Below are 21008 nucleotides of genomic sequence, written 5' to 3' on the forward strand. Positions count from 1 at the left end.
CATGGACGCGATTTTTCACAAGGAGGCGGCGGGTGTGATTGCGTCGCTGTGCGCGCACTTCGGCATTGCCACTTCCTACAACGACGCCTTCGGCACTCGGCGCGAAGCCAAGCCGCAGAGCCTGCTCGCGCTGCTGGCCGAGTTCGGCGTGCGCATCGAGAGCGCGGCCGACGCGCACCATGCGCTCGACGCCGTGCACCGCGCGCGCTGGGCGCAGGCACTGCCGCCGGTGGCGACCGTGGCCGCGGGCAGCACGGCCTGGCAGCTGCCGCTGCGCGTGCCGCATGGCATGCGTGCGCTGCGCTGGCAACTGACAGACGAAGCCGGCCGCACGCAACAGGGAGAGGCCGACGCCGCGCAGCTTCACGAAACCGCGCGTGCCGAGTGCGACGGCGCATGGCTGTGCGAACGCGTGCTGCCCATGACACTGGCGCTGGAGGCCGGCTACCACCGCCTGCAGATCGACGGCCTGCCCGGCGAAACGCTGGTGCTGGCCACGCCGGGGCAGTGCTACCGGCCGCCGGCCGTGCGCGACGGCGGGCGCGTGTGGGGCCCGGCGGTGCAGCTGTACAGCCTGCGCTCGCCGCGCAACTGGGGCATCGGCGACTTCGGCGACCTCGACGATCTGGTGACGCACATGGCCGCGCAGGGCGCGGACATCGTCGGGCTCAACCCCCTGCATGCGCTGTTCGCGGCCAACCCGGGGCATGCGAGCCCGTACAGCCCGTCGTCGCGGCAGCAATTGAACGTGCTCTACATCGACGTGGAGGCGGTCGACGGTTTTGCCGACTGCGAGCCGGCGCGCCACCTGGTGCGATCGGCCGCCTTCCAGGACCGGCTCGCGGCCTTGCGCGCCGAGCCGCTGGTCGACCTGCCCGGCGTGGCCGCCGCCAAGCTCGAGGTGCTGGTGCTGCTGTTCGCGCACTTCCGCGAAGCGCACCTGCCCGAACTGGGCGCGCCCGACAAAGACGGCCTGGCGTTCCTGGCCTTCGTGGCCGAGCGCGGCGAGGGGCTGCGCCAGCATGCGTTGTTCGAGACCCTGCATGCGCACTTTCTGGCGACAGACCCCGGCCTGTGGGGCTGGCCGGTGTGGCCCGTGGCCTACCGCGACCCCGACGCGGCCGAGGTCACGGCCTTTGCCGTGCAGCACGCGCAGCGCATCCAGTTCCACCAGTTCCTGCAATGGCAGGCCGCGCGCCAGCTGGCGCAGGCGGCCGCGCGCTGCGAGGCGGTGGGCATGGGCATCGGCCTGTACGTCGACCTGGCGGTGTCGGTGGACCGCGCCGGCTCCGATGCCTGGACCGCGCAGTCGGTGCTGGCGCCCGGCGCCGCCATCGGCGCGCCGCCGGACGAGTTCAACCCCGCCGGCCAGAACTGGGGCCTGCCGCCGCTGCGGCCCGACAGCCTGCGGGCCGACGGTTATCGCTACTTCATTCAGACCCTGCGCGCCGGCATGCGCGGCGCGGGCGCCTTGCGCATCGACCACGTGATGGGGCTCATGCGCCTGTTCTGGATTCCGCCGGGCCGCGGCGCGCACGACGGTGCCTACGTGTACTACCCGCTGGACGAGATGCTGGCCATCGTCGCCATCGAGAGCCACCGCCAGCGCTGCATGGTGGTGGGCGAAGACCTGGGCACGGTGGAAGACGCGGTGCGCGAGGCGCTGAGCAAGGCCGACGTGCTGTCGTACCGCCTGCTGTACTTCGAGAAGTTCGACGGCCGGCACCACGAGCACCACGAAGGCGGCTTCAAGCCGCCCGAGGCCTACCCGAGCGCCGCGCTGGTGGCGGTGAGCACGCACGACCTGGCCACCTTCGCCGGCTGGTGGGCCGGTCACGACCTGCGCGTGCGGCTGGCGCTGGGCCTGTTCCCCGACGAGCGCGTGTTCGACAAGCAGTTGCTCGACCGCGCCCAGGAGCGCATCCAGCTGATGCTGGCGGCCGAACGCGGCGGGTTGCTCAGCCGCGACGAGATCGCCGAGGCCGCCGGCCAGGCCGTGCCGCCCACGCGCGTGGTGGAGGCGGTGCATGCCTATTTGGCGGCAGCGCCGTCGGCGCTGATGATGGTGCAGCTGGAAGACGCGGCGGGCGTGGTGGAGCAGGCCAACATGCCCGGCACGGTGAACGAGCAGCCCAACTGGCGGCGCAAGCTGCCGTTGCCGTTGCGCGCGCTGGCCGAGAGCGACCGCATGCAGGGCATTGCCGCGCATTTGCGCGCGGTGCGCCCGAGTCTTCGTTCGCGCACCCGTGCCGTCGCGCCGCAAGACCTGCAGGCCTGCGTGCCGCGCGCCACCTACCGGCTGCAGTTCCACAAGGACTTCGGCTTCGACGACGCCATTCGCGTGCTGCCCTACCTGGCCGCACTGGGCGTGAGCCATGTGTACTGCTCGCCCATTCAGCGGGCGCGCGCAGGCAGCATGCACGGCTACGACGTGGTAGCGCACGACGAAGTCAACCCCGAGCTGGGCGGCGAGGCCGGCTTCGAGCGCTTCGTGCAGGCGCTGGAGGCGCACGGCATGGGCCAACTGCTGGACATGGTGCCCAACCACATGGGCGTGTTCGGCGCCGACAACGAATGGTGGATGGACGTGCTGGAAAACGGCCCGGCCTCGCTGTATGCGCAGCACTTCGACATCGACTGGCAGCCGCTGAACGTGGAGCTCACCGGCAAGGTGCTGCTGCCCGTGCTGGGCGGCCACTACGGCGAGGTGCTGGGCAGCGGCGAGCTGGTGCTGCACTTCGAGCCCGAGCTCGGAGGCTTTGCGCTCATGTACTTCGATCACCGCTTTCCGGTGGCGCCCGAGCACTACCCGGTGGTGATGGCGCGCGCGCTCGCGCAGCTGGACGAATCGGCCGACGAAGCGGCCAGCCTGGCCAGCATTTCTGCGGCCTTCGGCCACCTGCCGGGCCGCGATACGGCCGACCCCGAGCAGCGCGCCGAGCGCGCCCGCGACAAGGAACTGCTGAAGGCCCGGCTGGCGCGGCTCGCGCAGCGGCACGCGACGGTGCAGCGTGCCCTGGGCGCGGCCGTGGCCGAGCTGAACCTGGCAACGCCCGCCGCGCGCGACGCGCTGCATGCGCTCATCGAGGGGCAGGCCTACCGGCTGGCCTACTGGCGCGTGGCGACGGACGAAATCAACTACCGGCGTTTCTTCGACATCAACGACCTCGCGGCGGTGCGCATGGAGCGCGACGACGTGTTCGAGGCCACGCAGTCCTTCGCGCTCGACCTGGCGGCGGCCGGCAAGGTGGACGGCCTGCGCATCGACCACCCCGACGGGTTGTACGACCCCGCGCGCTACTTCGAGAAGCTGCAGCAGGGCTATGCGCGCCGCGCCGGCTTGGTGCTGCCCGCGCACGACGCGCAGGGCCGCCCGGCCCGCCCCCTCTACGTGGTGGCCGAGAAGATCGCCGCCAACGACGAGGAAGTGCCCGTGGGCTGGCATGTGCACGGCACCACCGGCTACCGCTTTGCCAACGTGGCCAACGGCGTGCTGGTCGACACCGCGGCCGAAGAAACCATCGGCCATGCGTGGCGCCGCTTCACCGGCGAGACGCAGAGCTTTCATGCGCTGTCGCAGACCGGGCGCCGCGAGGTGATGCGCAATGCGCTGTCGTCGGAGCTCAACATGCTGTCGAGCGAACTGCTGCGCATTGCGCGCGCCGACCGTGCCACGCGCGACTACACGCTCAATGCGCTGCGCCGCGCGCTGGCCGACGTGGCGGCCTGCATGCCGGTGTACCGCACGTACATCATCGACGGTCCTTCGGCGCAGGACGAGCGCTTCATCGACGAGGCCATTGCCGGCGCCGGGCGCCAGAGCAGCGATGCCGACCGCTCGGTGTTCGAGTTTCTGCGGCGCGTGCTGCGCGGCCAGGCGGTGGAGGGCGCGTCGGCCGCGCTGGCCGAACGCGTGCGCCGCTTTGCCGTGCGCTTTCAGCAGTTCAGTGCACCGGTCACGGCCAAGGGCGTGGAAGACACGGCCTTCTACCGCTACTTTCCGCTGAGCTCGCTCAACGAGGTGGGTGGCGAGCCCGACCGCTTCGGCATCGAGGTGGAAGAGTTCCACTCGCTCAGCACCGACCGCGCGCGGCGCTGGCCGCACACCATGCTGGCCACCTCGACGCACGACAACAAGCGCTCGGAAGACGTGCGCAACCGCATCGACGTGCTGTCGGAAATGCCCAACGAGTGGGTGCTCGCGCTCACCCGCTGGCACGGCCTGTGCCGCGACACGCGCCGCAAGCTGGAGGCCGACGACGCACCTTCGCGCGCCGACGAGTACCTGCTGTACCAGACGCTGCTGGGCACGCTGCCCTTCACCGGGTTCGGCGGGTCCGGCGGGCTCGACGCGGACACCGCGCCGGCCTATGCCGAGCGGATCTGGCAGTACATGCAGAAGGCCGCGCGCGAGGCCAAGCTGCGCACGCGGTGGACCCAGCCCGACGCCGAGTACGAGGCCGCGCTCGAAGGCTACGTGCGCGCCATCGTCTCCGACATGGAAGCCGGTGCCTGCCTTTCGGACATCCAGCGGCTGGCCGACCGGCTGTCGTGGTTCGGTGCGTGGAACGGGCTCACGCTCACCTTGCTGAAGTACACCTCGCCCGGCGTGCCCGACCTGTACCAGGGCAGCGAGCTGATCGAGCTGAGCCTGGTCGACCCCGACAACCGGCGGCCGGTGGACTATGCGCTGCGGCAGGGGCAGCTCGACGAGCTGCGAGGCATGGCGGAGGCAGCCGAGGCAACCGATGTGGCCCAAGGCGCCGAACTGGCCGCGCGCATCCAGGCGCTGGCCGCCGCGCCGCACGACGGCCGCTCCAAGCTGTGGTTCATCTGGCGGCTGCTGTCGCTGCGGCGCGCGCAGCCCGAACTGTTCCGCGAAGGCAGCTACGAAGGGCTGCAGGCCCAGGGCCCGATGGCGCGGCATGTGGTGGCCTTCGTGCGGCAGCACGAGGCGCAGGCGCTGGTGGTGCTGGCCGGGCGCATGTTCGTCGGCCTGTGCAAGGGTGACACGTCGGAGCCAGCATTGCCGCAAGGCGAGGCATGGCAAGACACCACGGTGCAACTGCCGGCGTGGCTGGAAGGCGAGATGCTGCAGAACGTGCTGACCGGCGAGCGCTTCAGGGTGGGGGCAGAGGCGCTGGCGTTGTCCGACGCGTTGCGCTTCGTGCCGTGGGCCGCGTTCAGCGTGGTGCGCGCGGCGTCGTGATTTGCGCCGGTGCGGACGCGACCATTTCCTACGCGGGGTGCGCTCGCGGGCGCTGACGCTGTGGTGTCAGCGTTTTATTTCCCACCCTGGAGCTTTCGATGAAGACAACCGTTCCCGCACTGATGATCGCCGGCCTGCTGGCCGCCACTGGCGCCTACGCGCAATCGAACCCGCCCGGTGCGGCGGTTCCGCCCAACACGCCGGGCATTGCGACCGGCAAGTCGGACATGGCCGGCGAGGCCCGCAAGGACCGCCGCACGCCTGGCCTGGTGAAGGCCCCCGCCGGTGACGAAGCGAAGACGCCCGAAGGCGGCGCCATCGGAACCGACCGTGCAGCGGTGGCTGGCGAACGCCGTGCCGAAACGCGCGACGAGCGTCGTCCCGGCAAGCCGAAGCCTGTGCCCGGCGGCACGCCCAAGTAAGCGACAGAGCCCGGCTGGCAGGCGGCACGCCCCGCTGTCAGCCGGTGCTGGACGCAGTGCGTTCGCGGATCGCACTTTTCAGCGCGCGCTGGCCCGCCGACAGCGCCAGCTCGTAGCTGTCTGCCGCGTCGTACGCTTTTCCCAGCAGGCGCGGGTGCGTGCCCTGGTCGTCGGTTTCGAGCAACTGCCAGACAAAGGCGCCCGGCAGCGGCTCCTGGATGGTGAGTTCGATGGGATGTGTCATCGCTTCAACATGCGCCTTTCGCCGCGCGTGTCTGTAGGTCTGCGGCGACGATGAGGCGGGGCGGCCTGCCCGCTTTCCTACAGGGGCCCGTACTGCGGGCCGACCCGGGAAAATTTGCTGCCCGGTACGCTGCACTGCATATGGACAACAGCGACCCTCACCACGCCTGCGATCCTTCCACCGAGCGCTTCGTGCGCTTGCGCGGTGCGCGAGAACACAACCTGAAGAATGTGGATGTCGACATTCCCCGCGATGCGCTGGTGGTGTTCACCGGCATCTCGGGCTCCGGCAAATCGTCTTTGGCTTTCGGCACGCTGTACGCAGAAGCGCAGCGCCGTTACCTGGAATCGGTCGCGCCGTATGCGCGCCGGCTGATCGACCAGGCTGGCGTGCCCGAGTTCGACAGCATCGAGGGCCTGCCGCCGGCCGTGGCGTTGCAGCAGCAGCGCGGCACGCCCAGTGCGCGCTCTTCGGTCGGCAGCGTGACCACGCTGTCGAACCTGCTGCGCATGCTGTATTCGAGGGCGGGCGACTACCCCGCGCGCCAGCCCCTGCTGTACGCGGAAGACTTCTCTCCCAACACCGTGCAAGGCGCCTGCCCGGTCTGCCACGGCCTGGGCCGGGTCTTCGAGGTGACGGAGCAGTCCCTGGTGCCCGATGACTCGCTCAGCATCCGCGAGCGCGCCGTGGCTGCGTGGCCGCCCGCATGGCACGGGCAGAACCTGCGCGACATCCTGGTCACGCTGGGGCATGACGTCGACAAACCCTGGCGCGAGCTGCCGAAGAAAACCCGCGACTGGATCCTGTTCACCGACGAGCAGCCCACGGTGCCGGTGTATGCCGGCTTCACGCCCGCGGAAACCCGGGCCGCGCTGCGCAGCAAGACGGAGCCGAGCTACCAAGGCACCTTCACCGGTGCGCGCAAGTATGTGCTGCACACCTTCGCCACCACGCAGAGCGCGCTCATGAAGAACCGCGTGTCGCGCTTCATGACGGGCGCCCTGTGCCCGTCGTGCAAGGGAAAGCGCCTGAAGAAAGAAGCGCTGTCGGTGCGCGTGGCCGGCCACGACATCGGCGAGATGGCGCAGATGCCGCTGGGCGAACTGTCGCGCGTGCTGGCGCCGCTTGCGGCGGGCAGGCTGAAGGGGCAGCCGCAAGAAAAACGCATCGCCGCGCAGCGCCTCGCGCACGACCTGCTGGAGCGGGTGGGCACGCTGCTGGGCCTGGGGCTGGGCTACCTGTCGCTCGACCGGCGCACGCCCACGCTGTCGCCGGGCGAGTTGCAGCGGCTGCGCCTGGCCACGCAGATCCGCTCCAACCTGTTCGGCGTGGTGTACGTGCTCGACGAGCCTTCGGCGGGGTTGCATCCCGCCGACAGCGAGGCGCTGGTCTCGGCACTCGACATGCTCAAGCGCGCGGGCAATTCGCTCTTCGTGGTGGAGCACGACCTGTCGTTGATGCGTCGCGCCGATTGGCTGGTCGACGTGGGGCCCGAGGCGGGCGAGAAGGGTGGCGTGGTGCTGTACAGCGGGCCGCCCGAGGGGTTGCGCCATGTACAAGGCTCGCACACGGCGCACTATCTTTTCGGCGAGCCGGTGCAGCGCCCCACGGCGAACCGCACACCCACCGGCTGGCTCGAACTGGCCGGCGTCACGCGCAACAACCTGAGCGGCTTGGCCGCTATATTTCCGCTGGGCGTGCTGACGGCGGTCACGGGTGTGTCGGGTTCGGGCAAGTCGAGCCTGGTGACGCAGGCGCTGGTGGAACTGGTGTCGGCGCACCTGGGCCACGAGCCGCCAGAGGCGGACGCGCCCGACGGCGGCGCCCACGCCGCGCCGGCGGTGATGGAGCGCACGGCCGGACGCATCGTGCAGGGCATGGAGCGCATTCGCCGGCTGGTGCGCGTGGACCAGAAGCCCATCGGCCGCACGCCGCGCTCGAACCTTGCGACCTACACGGGGCTGTTCGACGCGGTGCGCAAGCTGTTCGCGCAGACCCAGGCCGCGCGCACGCGGCACTACGACGCCGGGCGCTTTTCGTTCAACGTGGCCAAGGGGCGTTGCCCGGCCTGCGAGGGCGAGGGCTTCGTCAGCGTCGAGCTGCTGTTCATGCCCAGCGTGTACGCGCCGTGCCCCACCTGCCACGGCTCGCGTTTCAATCCGCAGACGCTGAAGGTGACGCTGCGCGGCAAGACCATTGCCGACGTGCTGGGCATGACGGTGGACGAGGCGCATGCCTTCTTCGAGGCCGACACCGCCATCGAGCGGCCGTTGCGCCTGCTGCGCGCCATCGGCCTGGGTTACCTGCGGCTGGGGCAGCCCGCCACGGAGCTTTCGGGCGGCGAGGCGCAGCGCATCAAGCTCGCCACGGAGCTGCAGCGCGCGCAGCGCGGCGACACGCTCTACGTGCTCGACGAGCCCACCACGGGGCTGCATCCGGCCGACATGGACAAGCTCATGGTGCAGCTGAACGGGCTGGTGGACGCAGGCAACACCGTGATCGTGGTGGAGCACGACATGCGCTGGGTCGCGGCCTGCGACTGGGTGATCGACATGGGGCCGGGGGCAGGGGGCGAGGGCGGGCGCATCGTGGCGGCGGGGTCGCCTGCGCAGGTTGCGGCATCGGGCGGGCGCACCGGGCCCTATCTGCGCGAGTGGACTCGTCTCGCTAAACCTCGGTCTTGAACAGGCCTCGGATGTTCAGCCCGGCCAGGCACACCTGCAGCGCAATCAGCGCCCACGCGCTGGTGTGCAGGCCCCACGCCACCCAGAGCACATTGCTGGCCAGGAAGATCCAGAAGCCGACGTTGCGTTTCGACTTTTCGCGCGAAGCGACAAGCCAGGCGGCGACCACCGATGCGGCAAATGCCGGCCATTGAATCAGCGAGAGCAGGTCTTCCATGGTGGATGACCGTAATCCTTCGGATGACGGTGCGCGGGTGCTTCATTGCCGACGCGCGGCGTGGGCCGTCTCTCACAAGCTTGCACATGGGCGCCGGGCAGATTGATTGCCAGCCCCCAAGAAACAAGGACTTGCGCCATGGAAACACAAACTCCCGCCATCGAAGAACGCTTCATCACCTTCAGCTACCAGGGCAGGCTCTTCCTGTGCCGGGCCGAGCGCCTGGACAACCAGACCTACCGTCCCGTGGTGGTGTGCCGCGCGCCCACGCCGGACGGCGAGGACACGCAGTTGCCCAACGACACCGAGAACGCGTCTTACGGTTCGGAGGCGGAAGCACTGCGGCATGCGGAACAGCAGGCCGTGCGGTGGGTGCATGACCGCACGGGGGATGGGCAGGGGCAGTTCTGATCGCCTCTACGCAACGCCAAATACGAAAAAAGTAATTCGTTGTAGTTACATAGCAACCGCAATTTTCCGATCAGCCTTACATGTCGTGACGTAATGCCTTGATTTGATGTAACTGCCTTTCATAATCGCTCCCCGCAACACTCTTCTTGTCACAGATGTGTTGTGAATTCACATAAGAATATTCGGGGAGTTTCGGGCATGAACAAGCAGTTGCATCGCGTTGTCTTCAACGCGGCAAGGGGGATGCGCGTGGTGGTCCAGGAGACCGCCAAGTCCACTGGCAAGGGGGCGAGCAAGTCCACTGGAACGGGTGGTGGCGCACTGCTTGGCGTTGTTGCTGCGCTGCTGACGGCAGGCGCCGTTCATGCCCAGATCGTCGGTGCGCCGAACGTGCCGGGCAACTTGCGACCGACCGTGTTGGTGGCACCCAATGGCGTGCCGCTGATCAATGTGCAGGCGCCCTCCGCTGCGGGCGTTTCACGAAACGTCTACAACCAGTTCAATGTCGGCGCGAACGGCGCGATCCTGAACAACAGCCGGGCCAATGTCCAGACGCAACTGGGCGGGTTCGTACAGGCCAATCCGTTCATGGCGGGCGGTGCGGCCCGCATCATCGTCAACGAAGTGAACGGCGGCTCGCCGAGCCAATTGCGCGGGTACATCGAGGTCGGCGGTCAGCGCGCTGAAGTGATCATCGCGAACCCGGCCGGCATCAGCGTGGACGGCGGCGGTTTCATCAACGCGAGCCGCGCCACCTTGACCACGGGCACGCCGCAGTTCAATGCGATGGGCGGGCTCGACAGCTTCCTCGTGCGCGGGGGCACCGTCACGATCGACGGCGCCGGGCTCGACTTCAGCAAGACGGACTACGCGGCCATCCTGGCGCGTGCCGTGCAGGTGAACGCGGGCATCTGGGCGAGTGAACTCAAAGTGGTGGCGGGAGCGAACCAGGTGTCGGCGGATTCGGGGCAGGTCACTCCCATTGCAGGCACCGGTGCCGTGCCGGCGTATGCGCTGGACGTAGCGGCGTTGGGGGGTATGTATGCAAACAAGATCAGCCTGATCGGTACGGAGGCGGGCCTGGGCGTGCGCAATGCAGGGAGCATCGGCGCCGGTGCAGGCGGGCTCGTCGTCACGGCAGCGGGTCGTCTCGAGAACATCGGCACGCTGGAAGGCCAGCGCGTCGAATTGACCACCCCGGGCGACATCGACAACCGCGGCGGCACGATCCGCCAAACCAGCACGACTGGCCTGACCATTGCTTCGCCAGTCTTGAGCAACACCAATGGTGGCGTGATCGGCGCGGAACCCGTGAGTGCCGGCACAGGCGGTACCGGCACGAGTAGCGGTGGTACTGCGAGCACTGAAGGCACTACTCAACCCGGCGGCAGCGGGGCCACGACGCCATCGTCCACGAGTGGCGACAGCAGCGGCTCAGGCAGCACTTCCACACCAGCCACGTACACCCCGCTGGCGCTTGGCGCCATCACCGCAGGCGGCACTCTGTCGAACGACGGTGGCCGCATTTATGCAGGCGGCCCCATCACGCTCAACACGCCGCAGATCAACAACGCAGGCGGCACGTTGAACGTGGCGACGATGGCGGTCACAGGACCGAACTTCAGCAATGCGGGCGGTAGCCTCAACGTCAGCAACAGCTTCAGTGCCAACGTGGGCCGGCTGGACAACAGCGGCGGCAAGCTGAACGCAGGCAGCCTGAACATCGCCACCAGCGGCGATCTGATCAACGTCGATGGCACGCTCACGAGCGCTACCGATGCCAACCTCACGGTCGGGGGCAAGGCCAACAACACGCGCGGCACCGTCTCCGCAACCGGCTCACTGACGGCCAGCGTCGGCGGTGCGATCCAGAACACCTCCGGCACGCTGGTCTCGAACCAGAACCTCGCGGTCACGGCTCAGTCCTTGAACAACAGCCAGGGGAGCATCTCCTCGGCCAACGGCAACGTCCGGCTCAACGTGGGCCAGCAGTTCCTGAATACCGGCGGTCGTGTTGCCAGTGGCGTAACCCTAACTATCCAGACTGGCAGTCTCGACGGCAGCAAGGGCAACCTGCAAAGCACCGGCGACATGAGCGTGACGGCCTCTCAGGCTTTGACTTCTACCGGCAGCAATGTCGCGGGCGGTAACGCCACGCTGCAAGGCGCGAGTGTCGATCTCTCGACCAGCCAGACGGGCGCGTCCAACATCGCGATCAATGCCACACAAGGCAACGTGACCGCGAGCGGCGCGACGTTGGCTACTCCTGGCATGCTCGCCATCACGGCCAATGCCCGGCCTGGCCAGACGCTGGTGAACAACGCCGGCGTGCTCAATGCCGCGCAGCTTCAGATCAACGTATCGAACATCGCCAACACTGCGGGCGGCCAGATCGTGCAGACCGGCACCGGTGCAATGACCATCGTCACGACCGGCACGCTGAACAACGACGGCGGCCATATCGCCACCAATAGCCAGAACCTGACGCTTCAGGGCGCAGCCATCACGAACACGTCCGGCAAGATCGACCATGCCGGCCCTGGCACCCTGACCATTGCGGGCGGCAGCTTCAGCGGCGCGAACGGCCAGATCACCGGCAACGGCGCGTTGGCCGTCAATTTGACAGGCGCATTCAACCAGGACGGTGGCACGACCTACGCCCAGCAGATCAACCTGTCGGCCGGCTCGTTGAGCAACCAGAGCGGTGCGAGCATCGTTCAAGCCGGGGCCGGCACCACCACACTCAACGTCGGCGGAGCCCTGTCCAACAACGGCGGGACCATCGCCAGCAATGGCGTCATCACCGCCAGTGCCGGCTCGGTGGCCAACCAGGGCGGCAAGCTGCAAGCAGCAGGTGCCTCCGACTTGAACCTCACCGTTGCCGGTCAAATCGACAACTCCGCGGGCGGCAAGATCTTGGGGGGTGGCAATACCACGGTCAACGCGGGCAGTCTCAGGAACGACGCCGGCAGTCTCACCGCGGTCGGCAACCTGAAGGCGACCGTCCTGGGTGGTGCGACCAATGTAGGCGGCACGCTCGCGGCCAACGGCAACACCACGATCGCCGCCTCCAGCCTGGACAACAGCGGTGGCACGACAGCAGCCGTCAGCGGCGATCTGGGTGTGACGACCACCGGCACGACGACCAGCAACGCGGGCACCCTGCAAGCGGGCGGTGTCACCACGTTGAGCAATGGCGGCCTGGCCAACAAGGGCGGCAAAATCTTCGGCAACAGCCTGTCCATCGAAACGCACGGCAACACCCTCGATAACAGCGCCAAGGGCACCGTGGCTGCGACCGGTGCGGTGGATGTCCGCTCGGGCGCACTGAACAACGACTCGGGCCTCATCCAGTCCGGCGGCGCCCTGACGATCGACACGAACGGCCAGACGCTCACCAACACCAACGCATCGGGCTACACCAACGGTCAAGGCGGCATCACGAGTGCTGACAAGCTGACGATCAGTGCAGGTGCGATGAGCAGCAGCGCGGGATTCGTGGGCGCCAAGGGAGCCCTCAAGGCCACCACTCAAGCCTTCTCGAACACCGCGAGCGGGCAGGTCATCGGACAGGCCACAGTCACGATCAACACGAACGGCGCAAGCTATGACAACAGCGGCAGCCAGACGCAGGCTGTCGGCGCACTGACGGTCAACGCCGGTGCCATCCAGAACGCGGGCGGTTTGCTGCGATCCAGCGACACCACGACACTGAACGCCGCCGCCACGGTCAACAACGCCAACACCAGCGGTACGAATCAAGGGATCGAGGGCACGAACGTCACGATCAACGCCACCAACCTCGGGAATCAGACGGGTGCTGTCCGCGCCGCGCAAAACCTTACCGTGACCGCCGGCGGTACCGTCGACAACTCTGCGGGTGGACTTCTGACGGCGGGCGATACCGTCAAGATCGTCGATCCGAGTGCCGCCAACCCGGGCGCCAAGACGCTCAGTGTGGTGAACACCGGCGGTACCCTGACGGCGACCAACAGCCTGCGAATCGAAGCCGCGAAATTCAGCAACGACGGGAGCTTCACCAGCGGGCGCGACATGTCCGTGGTGCTGACGCAAGACATCGTCAACAACCGCGATGTCAGTGTGAGCGGCAACTTGACCTATGGCACGACCGGCCACCTGACCAACAACGCCAAGCTGCTCGCGGGCAATACCCTGACGGTCAACGGCGGCTTGATCGACAACACCGCTACGGGCGAGATGTCGGGTACGAACACCATCGTCAACGCGGGCACCCTGAACAACCGCGGACTGATCGACAGCCAAGGTAGCACGCAGGTCAACGCGGGGACGCTGAACAACATCGGCACGGGCCGCATCTACGGCAACGCCGTATCGATTGGGGTCGGCACCCTCGTCAACGATGCTGAAACGGTGGGCGGTGCAACGACTTCCGCGACGATCGCCTCGCGCGGCAGCCTGGACATCGGAGCCAGCAACATCACGAACCGTGAGCATGCGCTGATCTTCAGCAGCAGCAACATGGCCATTGGTGGCGCGCTCGATTCAAACCGCAAGGCCATTGGACAAGGCGGCACACTCGACAACCTGAGCGCGGATATTCAGTCTCTGGGCGACATGTCCATCTCGATGGGACAGGTCAACAACCGCGACGTGCACATCCAGCTCGGCGCGCCCACAGTCACAGCGAGCGTGCTGCAGGGCGTTCAGCCCAAAACACTTTTCGGCAGTGGTGTCGGCCGCACCAGTCTCTATTTGTTGAGCGAGGTCACGCTCGATCCAGCCAATGGCTTTGTCTATCGGCTCGACACGGGCGAACTGGTGGGCACTGGCGGCTACAGCCTCTGGACCAACAATCTCACGACGACTACGGACGCCGCCATCAATGCAGCCCCCGCGCATCTCATCGCGGGCGGCAACATGACGGTCAACGGGCAGCTGTACAACCAGGACAGCCAGGTCCTCGCAGGTGGGACCATCACCGCCAGCGGCTATCAGTCCAGCCAGTTGACCGGCTCGGTCACCGTGACGGGGTTGGCGAGTGCGGTCAACAACCAAGGCCAGGTGGAAATAGTCAACGTTCCCCTGTTCGTCGCTCCGCAGAGCATTGCGCTGGGCGCCTACAAGTACCAGCCGAACATGAATGCGGCGACAGGCTACAACGCCAGTAACGCGGCGAAGGGGAGCAGCAGCGCCAGCGGCGGCGGTGCGGGCAGCGCTTCCGGCAATGCGAATGCGGGAACCATCGTGGAAGTGGCGGCCAATGTCGGCACGGTCATCGGCGCAGGCGGCACAGGTGCCGGGGCATCGGGTGGCAGTAGCGCTGGCGGCGGGAAGACCATCCCCACAGTCGTGCGTACCAGCACGCCGAACCTCAACGTGCCGCAGGCGAGCCTGTTCCGTACCCAGGCCGCGGGCAAATACCTGATCGAGACGGACCCGCGGTTTGCGAACTACCGCAACTGGCTCAGCAGCGACTATCTGCTCAACAGCCTCGGGTTCGATCCGAACAGCACGCTCAAGCGTCTGGGCGATGGCTTCTATGAGCAACAGCTCATCCGCGAGCAGGTCGCAATGCTCACGGGCTACCGCTATTTGGACGGGTTCAGCGACGACGAAGACCAGTACGCCGAGCTGATGAATGCGGGGGCGACCTTTGCGAAGGACTACGGACTTCGCCCCGGGATCGCGTTGACGGCTGCGCAGATGGCGCAGTTGACGAGCGATATCGTGTGGCTCGTTCAGCAGACTGTCACGCTTCCTGATGGCACGACTCAGGAGGTGCTTGTGCCGCAGGTGTATGTGCGGGTGTTGCCGGGTGACATTGACGGCTCAGGCGCATTGCTGAGCGCTGAGGCCACCGTCATCAAGAGCACCGGTGACGTGACGAACAAGGGAACCATCGCTGGTAGGTCCTTGGTGTTGATCAACGCCGACAACGTCAACAACCTCGATGGTGGGCGGATGGTTGGCGGCAGCGTTGGCATAGACGCGCGCGGCAACATCAACAACATCGGTAGCAGCATCACAGCTCGCGATGCGGCTGTTCTGACTGCCGGCGGAGATATCAACATCCAGACCGCCACACGATCTCTCGGCGGGAATGCCGCTATTGACCGCGTGGCCGGGGTCTACGTAAGCAACCCTGGAGGTGTCTTGTTGGCTTCGGCTGGGCGCGATGCAAACCTTGTCGGCGCGATCCTCAGCAATAGCGGTGAGAGCAGTCGAACCCTGGTGAAAGCTGGCCGGGACGTCAACCTGTCGACGGTTACCGAGTCGGACAGCATCGTTGCCAGCGGTGGCAATGCCCGCAACAGGTTCAGCGGGGTGTCCTCCAAGAGCCGGGAGGTCGGCACCAGCATCGTGGGTGGCGGCAGCGTGGCTCTCGTGGCCGGCAACGATGTCAATGCCAGAGCCGCTGGTGTCTCCGCCGCCGGCACCCTCGCGGTCACCGCCGGGCATGACATCCGCATCGATGCAGGACAAGCGACTGAGTCCTCTTTGAGCGTCAGCAACTCGTCGCGCAAGAAGCTTCTTTCAAGCAGCAAGAGCAGCCAGACCGATGCGCATGTCGGAACGACGGTGATCGGCAGCAGTCTGGCCGGCAAGGACGTCGTGCTGTCGGCCGGCAACGACCTCACGGTGCGCGGCAGCAACGTCAGTGCACAAGACCAGCTTTCCCTGAGTGCGGGGCGCGATGTACGTATCGAAAGCGCCCAGGAACAGAGCGCAGGTGGCACCGTCGCCAGATCCAGCCAGCACGGCTTCACGGGCATCAAGGACAGCTTCCTCTACGGCCAGGGCTACAACGCCAGTGCCAGCAACCAGACCGAGTTCGGCGCCAGCACGACCCAGGTCGGCAGCACCATCAGCGGCGGCAACGTCAGCATCGACGCCGGGCGCGATGCGCAGATCATCGCCAGCAACGTGCTGGCCGACAAGAACATCGCCGTCACCGCCGGTCGCAACATCGACGTCCTGGCGGCGCAGAACACGTCCGTCTCCACGACGACCAGCAGCGGCTACAGCCGCAGCGTCACGCCCGCAGCCACTGGCGTGGCGCCACGCTACACCCTGTACGCCAACAACCAGGGCTCGGGGAACGGCACCGGCACCACCAGCACTGCCGTCACCAGCCTGCTCAGCGCCAACGGCGGCAACCTCACCATGGTGGCGGGCCTGGACCCCCGGTACAAGGGAACGGGCCAGGGCAACGTCACTACCGAAGGTGCGGATCTGCTGGCCAAGGACAAGGTCACCGTTTCCGGCAACGCTGTCAACCTGAATGCGGCCACCTCGTCGGGCCAGAGCACGCACAGCTCGCAATCCAAGAGCCACACCATCGGTGCCCAACTCAGCGGTACCGTGGGTAGCCTTATCACCAGCGTCTGGGACAACGCGCAAAGGGCACGCAGTACCGACGACAGCCGGCTGAAGGGCGCACTGGAGCTAAAGGCCGGCTACGACGCATACAAGCTGGTCACCAGTGGGTCCCTGACCACCGGCATCCAAAGCGTGACTGCGCCTGGCGGAGGCGCGGACCCCGCCGGCGCGATGTTCGCGGTGAGCGCGAGCGAACAGCGCAGCAGTACGCGCTCGACCAGTGCGGACGCCTACACCAACCAGCGCGGCACCAACATCCAGGCCGGCAACATTGACATCACGGCGCGTGAGACGGACATCAACATGCAGGGCGCCAAGCTGCAGGCCAAGGACATCAGCCTCGATGCGGTCCGAGACATCAACCTGAACGCTGCCGTGAACACGGCGATGACCTTGGGCAACAGTTCCGGGACTTCATTCGGCGGCGGCGTCACGGTGGGCCTCGGGGCGCAAAACGGTATCAGCTTCCAGGGCAACGCAGGGACCAGCAAGGGCAAGTCCAATGGCTTCGAGGTCCACTTCGACAACACGCTCGTGACCGCCACCGACAGCGTCAAGATCAAGAGCGGCGGTGACCTCAACATGATCGGCGCGCAGGTGGCCGGCAACAGCGTCAAGGCCGATGTGGGCGGCAACCTGAACATCAAGACGCTGCAGGATGTCACCACCTACTCGAGCGAGCAATCCAGCCGTGGGTTGGACCTGAGTCTGTGCATCCCGCCGATCTGCTATGGCGAGACCGTCACGGCGAAGGTCGACTACGCCAGCAGCGACGTCAACCACAATTACCAGAGCGCAACCGGCCAGAGTGGAATCGCCGCGGGCAACGGCGGGTATGACCTCACCGTCAAGGGCGGCACCACGCTCGTGGGCGCGGCCATCACCAGCACGGCGGACAAGGACAAGAACAGTCTCACGACCGCCAGTCTCGTCACCAGTGATCTGGAGAACAAGCAGAGCACCAATGCGAGCCACGACGCAGTGAGCCTGAGTTTCAGCAGCGGAGGCTACACAGACGCCAACGGCGCAGTCCAGCAAGGCACCAGCGCTTTGACCAACGCGGCCAGGAGCGTGACCAACACCGCGTTGGCCAACCTCAATGGCGGTGCTGGATTGCCGGCGGACAACAGCCAGTCCAGCCAAACCTTGAGTGTCATCAGTCCGGGCAACATCAAGATCACAGGCACGGGCAACAAGGAGATTGACGACAAGAGCCGCGAGAACGTGGCGACGCTCACTGAGCGCGACCCGGCGACAGCCAACGGGGCTCTGGTGAACACCTTGACCTTGCAGCAGGCCAAGGAGATTCCGAGGCTGCAGCAGCAAGCGCAGGATCGGCAGCGGGCGGCACAGTTGGTGGGCTCGGTAATCAACAACGTCATTGGCGATGTGGCTGCCAAGCAAGGGTGGGCAGAAGGCGGCACTGAAAAGATCGTGCTGCACGCCATCGCCGGGATCATTCAGGCGAGGGTCGGTGATGGCAGTGCGTTGACGGGCGCGGTGGCGGGGGCGTTGAATGAAGCACTGTCGCCGCAGATCGAGAAGATCCTGAACAGCCAGGGCATCTATCGGTACAACGCCGACGGAACGCCGAATCGTGAGTTCTCCGAACTTTTGATCGCCAGCTCGACCATGCTGGGTGCGGCGGTGGGGGCAGCAACCGGAAATGCAGGTTTGGGCGCAACGGTTGCGAACAACGCGACTGTCAACAACCGTCTTTTGCACGAAAACGAAAAGGCCAAAATCAAACAACTGGCTAACGGTGATCCGGTCCTGGAGCAACAGTTGACAGATGCTGCTTGCTACTTGACGCATTGCGCAGATGGCAAGCGCGACGGTGATCCTGCGAAAGCCGCGCTACAGGAAACTGACCAAGCGGTAGCAGCCAACAAGAACGACGAATACACCCGTGCGCTGGCGTTGCTTCGTAATGCACAGACCGCGACCTTGTTCAACTACACCGAGGCCGATCAGCGGCTGGACCGACTGAACTCGCTTGATCCTCGAAACGTTGGCGGCCTGAACGCACAAGAGCAGCAAGCGAAGAATCAGAACATTGAAGCATGCAGAGGAGTGAAGAGCTGCACCGATGATGTCAGCGTCCGCTTTGACCGGATCGTGAGTGATCGGGCGGAGACGACGATTACCGCAATCAACGTGATGAAATCGTTCGATCAATGCGCCCCGGGTGATACCACTTGCGCGGCCGGATCGTTGGTTCAACTACAGGCCGTACGGGCCGACATGAAGGCGAAGGGGATTAGCACTGATCAAACTGACGTGATCGGGCTGAACTCACGCATTGCCAGAGCCGCCTTGGCGATTGGTGACGAAACTGTCTTCAGGGATATCGCAGGAGCTGCTGCAATTGGCGCGACAGCCAGCAATGCAGGAAATGCGGGGGCTGGCGGACATGCCGTAGCTGCTGCAGCGGATGAGCGGAAGTTCGCTGAGTACATATTTAAGCCAGGAGCTGATCATGGCAAAAATGTTGTATTTGAGTCGCTTGGCTACTCGCTGGAAGACTCTCAAAAGCTCACAAAAATGTGGGAACAACAGGCTGCAGAAAAATATGCTAGTGGTGAATTCAAGCTTGGGCGAAAAGATGCTTTTGGGCAGCGAATAGATATAGAAATAGAATTACCCGGACAAGGCCCTTCTGAAGGGAAAAAGAGTTATTTAACCTCTGGATGGATGATCTTGGCTGATGGTTCGATAAAATTAAATACACCATTTTCTGGCTTCTCAAGGGGGCGATGATGCCATTTGATATGTTTTCCAAAGTCCGATATATAGGGCCCAAAGATTTTTGCAGTGAGTTAAATTTTGGTGATATTGGTTACGTGATTGAGGATTACGGACAGGGAAATTACGAAATTGAATTTTCACTTCCTGATGGAAGTACGAAGGCGCAACTTGGAATTTCAGAGAGCCTCTTGGAGCAGGTGAAGCCTCCGTGATTTTAAGTTAGATATAAATTTCGATTACTGCCATCTCAACAAGCTGGGCGATAGGTGAATTTTATGATCTATGATGCTGCGGCTTCAGCTGCAAGTCGTGCTCCAAGTGTTGTTCTACCGCATTGATTTAATTATGATCTACTACGATTTGTATGGCGCTCGCATGTCGAGCGCCCTTCAGGCGAAACTTAAGATAGAAAATGTTCTTGAAATCTCTTTTGAGGAGCGGGAGAGTTCATTTCATGGAAGTATTTACTATAAATACAAAAATAATTCAGAAAACTTCATTCTGAAAAATAACTTAGATTTGATGGATGGAGAAGCTGCGGAACAGAATTTTGAAAATTACTCAATATTGCTGTACATAAATTCCACAGATCGATCCTCGGAATTGAGTGAAAAAATACTGGGAGACGGTATTTTTGAGCTACTAAGGCATGAGGCGCAATAGAAAAAACGTCACAAGCTAACAAAGGCGGAAAAAAATTTCGTGGGCGAAATGATTGTCGGCGGAAGAAATGTCGAAATAATCCCCACTTCATCGAATCGCACACCGGACTTCAAAATAGATGGGGTTCACTATGAATTGAAAACGATGGCCAATGTGTTCAATGAATCTTCCGATGGAATTTCTAAGGCATTATCTAGTACGATCATGGATGCCAGAGGTCAATCGGGAAAAATAATCGTTGATGCGCGTGGCCAAAATGGCATGACGCCAGAAATAGCTGAGCGAGGTATAGCTCGGGCGTTTGGGCGGGGTAATCAATCGGGTTCGAAAATCGAAAGCATCACCGTAATTACTCAATCCGGAACAATATATGTTCCGAGGAATCGATAAATGATTAATGGATACCCAACGCGGGAGGAGTTGGAAAATCGCATTGTGCGCCAGCTCAATTGGCACGAAGAATCCGATGAGGTCGCTTTGCTGTGGCGCGGCTACCTTTCCGGTCTTTTGGAGTGGGGTGTCATCGAAGTTTCAATTTATGATGCCCTAATTAAATTACTGCCAGCAATTGGAGTCGTCGAATTGCACGAATTATTTGCAGATGAACCAATAACTCCCGATCAAAACCGAGAGCTATCTAACTATTCAAAAAAAGAATAGTAGTTGCCCTCGCGCGTATCTCAAGCAGCAGCTTTAGTAATTTACCGCTCATTTCGAAGTGATCATGATCCGCCGTCTATCTGGAGTGCATCGGCCCACGCGCATGGCTGTGGCCGCAGCCCTCGTTGCCTCACCGCTGATGGCGTTGGCCCAGCAGGCACCGACCACACCACAACCCTTCGTCGAGCAGCAGCGTCAGCAAGAACGCGAGCGCGCCCTGCGTGAGCAGAACGAGCGTATCGTCGACCAGCGCCCGCAGGCCGCCCCACCTGCCCCGGTTCAACGCATCCCCGAATCCGAGTCCCCATGCTTCCGCATCGACCGCGTACTCCTGGTGGGCGAGCAATCCGAGTCCTTCCAATGGGCCGTCGCCGACCTGTCCGGCCCC

The 21008-nt window shown here is 64.5% G+C and carries 11 protein-coding genes and 1 pseudogene; 10 read left to right on the plus strand and 2 right to left on the minus strand.

The genetic code is table 11. The features are described 5' to 3' along the window. Position 1: 1 nt before the first annotated feature. Positions 2–5209 (plus strand): malto-oligosyltrehalose synthase, encoded by a 5208-nt coding sequence (locus ACSFA5_RS32340; RefSeq protein WP_435448141.1) that lies wholly within the window; start codon positions 2–4, stop codon positions 5207–5209. 98 nt (positions 5210–5307) lie between these two features. Continuing rightward, positions 5308–5631, plus strand: a complete 324-nt coding sequence (locus tag ACSFA5_RS32345; protein WP_435448142.1) for a cell envelope biogenesis protein TolA — start codon at positions 5308–5310, stop codon at positions 5629–5631. Positions 5632–5668: 37 nt separating this feature from the next. Here ACSFA5_RS32345 and ACSFA5_RS32350 read toward each other — a convergent pair whose 3' ends face one another. Then, the gene (locus ACSFA5_RS32350) at positions 5669–5875 is read right to left on the minus strand and encodes a hypothetical protein (RefSeq protein WP_435448143.1); all 207 of its coding nucleotides are present in this window, start codon (positions 5873–5875) and stop codon (positions 5669–5671) included. Between the two features lie 140 nt (positions 5876–6015). Between ACSFA5_RS32350 and ACSFA5_RS32355 the strand changes: the two genes are divergently transcribed. Next, on the plus strand, positions 6016–8559 hold the full coding sequence (locus ACSFA5_RS32355; protein ID WP_435448144.1) for an excinuclease ABC subunit UvrA: 2544 nt from the start codon (positions 6016–6018) through the stop codon (positions 8557–8559). Here ACSFA5_RS32355 and ACSFA5_RS32360 read toward each other — a convergent pair. Continuing rightward, on the minus strand, positions 8543–8776 hold the full coding sequence (locus ACSFA5_RS32360; protein ID WP_435448145.1) for a hypothetical protein: 234 nt from the start codon (positions 8774–8776) through the stop codon (positions 8543–8545). The genes ACSFA5_RS32355 and ACSFA5_RS32360 overlap by 17 nt on opposite strands. 138 nt (positions 8777–8914) lie before the next feature. Between ACSFA5_RS32360 and ACSFA5_RS32365 the strand changes: the two genes are divergently transcribed. The 7 genes and pseudogenes from ACSFA5_RS32365 to ACSFA5_RS32395 form a co-directional block, all read left to right on the plus strand. Continuing rightward, the gene (locus ACSFA5_RS32365; protein WP_435448146.1) at positions 8915–9187 is read left to right on the plus strand and encodes a hypothetical protein; all 273 of its coding nucleotides are present in this window, start codon (positions 8915–8917) and stop codon (positions 9185–9187) included. Positions 9188–9385: 198 nt separating this feature from the next. Further along, positions 9386–19309 (plus strand): hemagglutinin repeat-containing protein, encoded by a 9924-nt coding sequence (locus tag ACSFA5_RS32370; RefSeq protein WP_435448147.1) that lies wholly within the window; start codon positions 9386–9388, stop codon positions 19307–19309. Positions 19310–19320: 11 nt separating this feature from the next. Further along, entirely contained in the window at positions 19321–19509 is a 189-nt protein-coding gene (locus ACSFA5_RS32375) for a DUF4926 domain-containing protein (protein WP_435448150.1), read from the plus strand. A 133-nt stretch (positions 19510–19642) separates the two neighbouring features. After that, on the plus strand, positions 19643–19960 hold the full coding sequence (locus tag ACSFA5_RS32380; protein WP_435448148.1) for a hypothetical protein: 318 nt from the start codon (positions 19643–19645) through the stop codon (positions 19958–19960). Positions 19961–20008: 48 nt separating this feature from the next. Beyond that, positions 20009–20350, plus strand: coding sequence for a CdiA C-terminal domain-containing protein (locus tag ACSFA5_RS32385; RefSeq protein WP_435448151.1), 342 nt, complete (start codon positions 20009–20011; stop codon positions 20348–20350). Next, complete coding sequence (locus ACSFA5_RS32390; protein ID WP_435448149.1) at positions 20351–20620, plus strand: hypothetical protein; 270 nt, start codon at positions 20351–20353, stop codon at positions 20618–20620. A 103-nt stretch (positions 20621–20723) separates the two neighbouring features. Next, positions 20724–21008, plus strand: a pseudogene (locus ACSFA5_RS32395) (ShlB/FhaC/HecB family hemolysin secretion/activation protein); the annotation flags it as partial.

Origin of the sequence: Variovorax monticola (genome assembly GCF_051216855.1) — a bacterium.
GTDB lineage: Bacteria > Pseudomonadota > Gammaproteobacteria > Burkholderiales > Burkholderiaceae_C > Variovorax.

What these genes read in the sequence shown, in the direction of transcription:
- ACSFA5_RS32350 (WP_435448143.1), bottom strand. Translation starts at nt 5,875, where the DNA reads ATGACACATCCCATCGAACTCACCATCCAGGAGCCGCTGCCGGGCGCC.
- ACSFA5_RS32345 (WP_435448142.1), top strand. Translation starts at nt 5,308, where the DNA reads ATGAAGACAACCGTTCCCGCACTGATGATCGCCGGCCTGCTGGCCGCC.
- ACSFA5_RS32340 (WP_435448141.1), top strand. Translation starts at nt 2, where the DNA reads ATGGACGCGATTTTTCACAAGGAGGCGGCGGGTGTGATTGCGTCGCTG.
- ACSFA5_RS32375 (WP_435448150.1), top strand. Translation starts at nt 19,321, where the DNA reads ATGTTTTCCAAAGTCCGATATATAGGGCCCAAAGATTTTTGCAGTGAG.
- ACSFA5_RS32365 (WP_435448146.1), top strand. Translation starts at nt 8,915, where the DNA reads ATGGAAACACAAACTCCCGCCATCGAAGAACGCTTCATCACCTTCAGC.
- ACSFA5_RS32385 (WP_435448151.1), top strand. Translation starts at nt 20,009, where the DNA reads ATGATTGTCGGCGGAAGAAATGTCGAAATAATCCCCACTTCATCGAAT.
- ACSFA5_RS32360 (WP_435448145.1), bottom strand. Translation starts at nt 8,776, where the DNA reads ATGGAAGACCTGCTCTCGCTGATTCAATGGCCGGCATTTGCCGCATCG.
- ACSFA5_RS32370 (WP_435448147.1), top strand. Translation starts at nt 9,386, where the DNA reads ATGAACAAGCAGTTGCATCGCGTTGTCTTCAACGCGGCAAGGGGGATG.
- ACSFA5_RS32390 (WP_435448149.1), top strand. Translation starts at nt 20,351, where the DNA reads ATGATTAATGGATACCCAACGCGGGAGGAGTTGGAAAATCGCATTGTG.
- ACSFA5_RS32380 (WP_435448148.1), top strand. Translation starts at nt 19,643, where the DNA reads ATGATCTACTACGATTTGTATGGCGCTCGCATGTCGAGCGCCCTTCAG.
- ACSFA5_RS32355 (WP_435448144.1), top strand. Translation starts at nt 6,016, where the DNA reads ATGGACAACAGCGACCCTCACCACGCCTGCGATCCTTCCACCGAGCGC.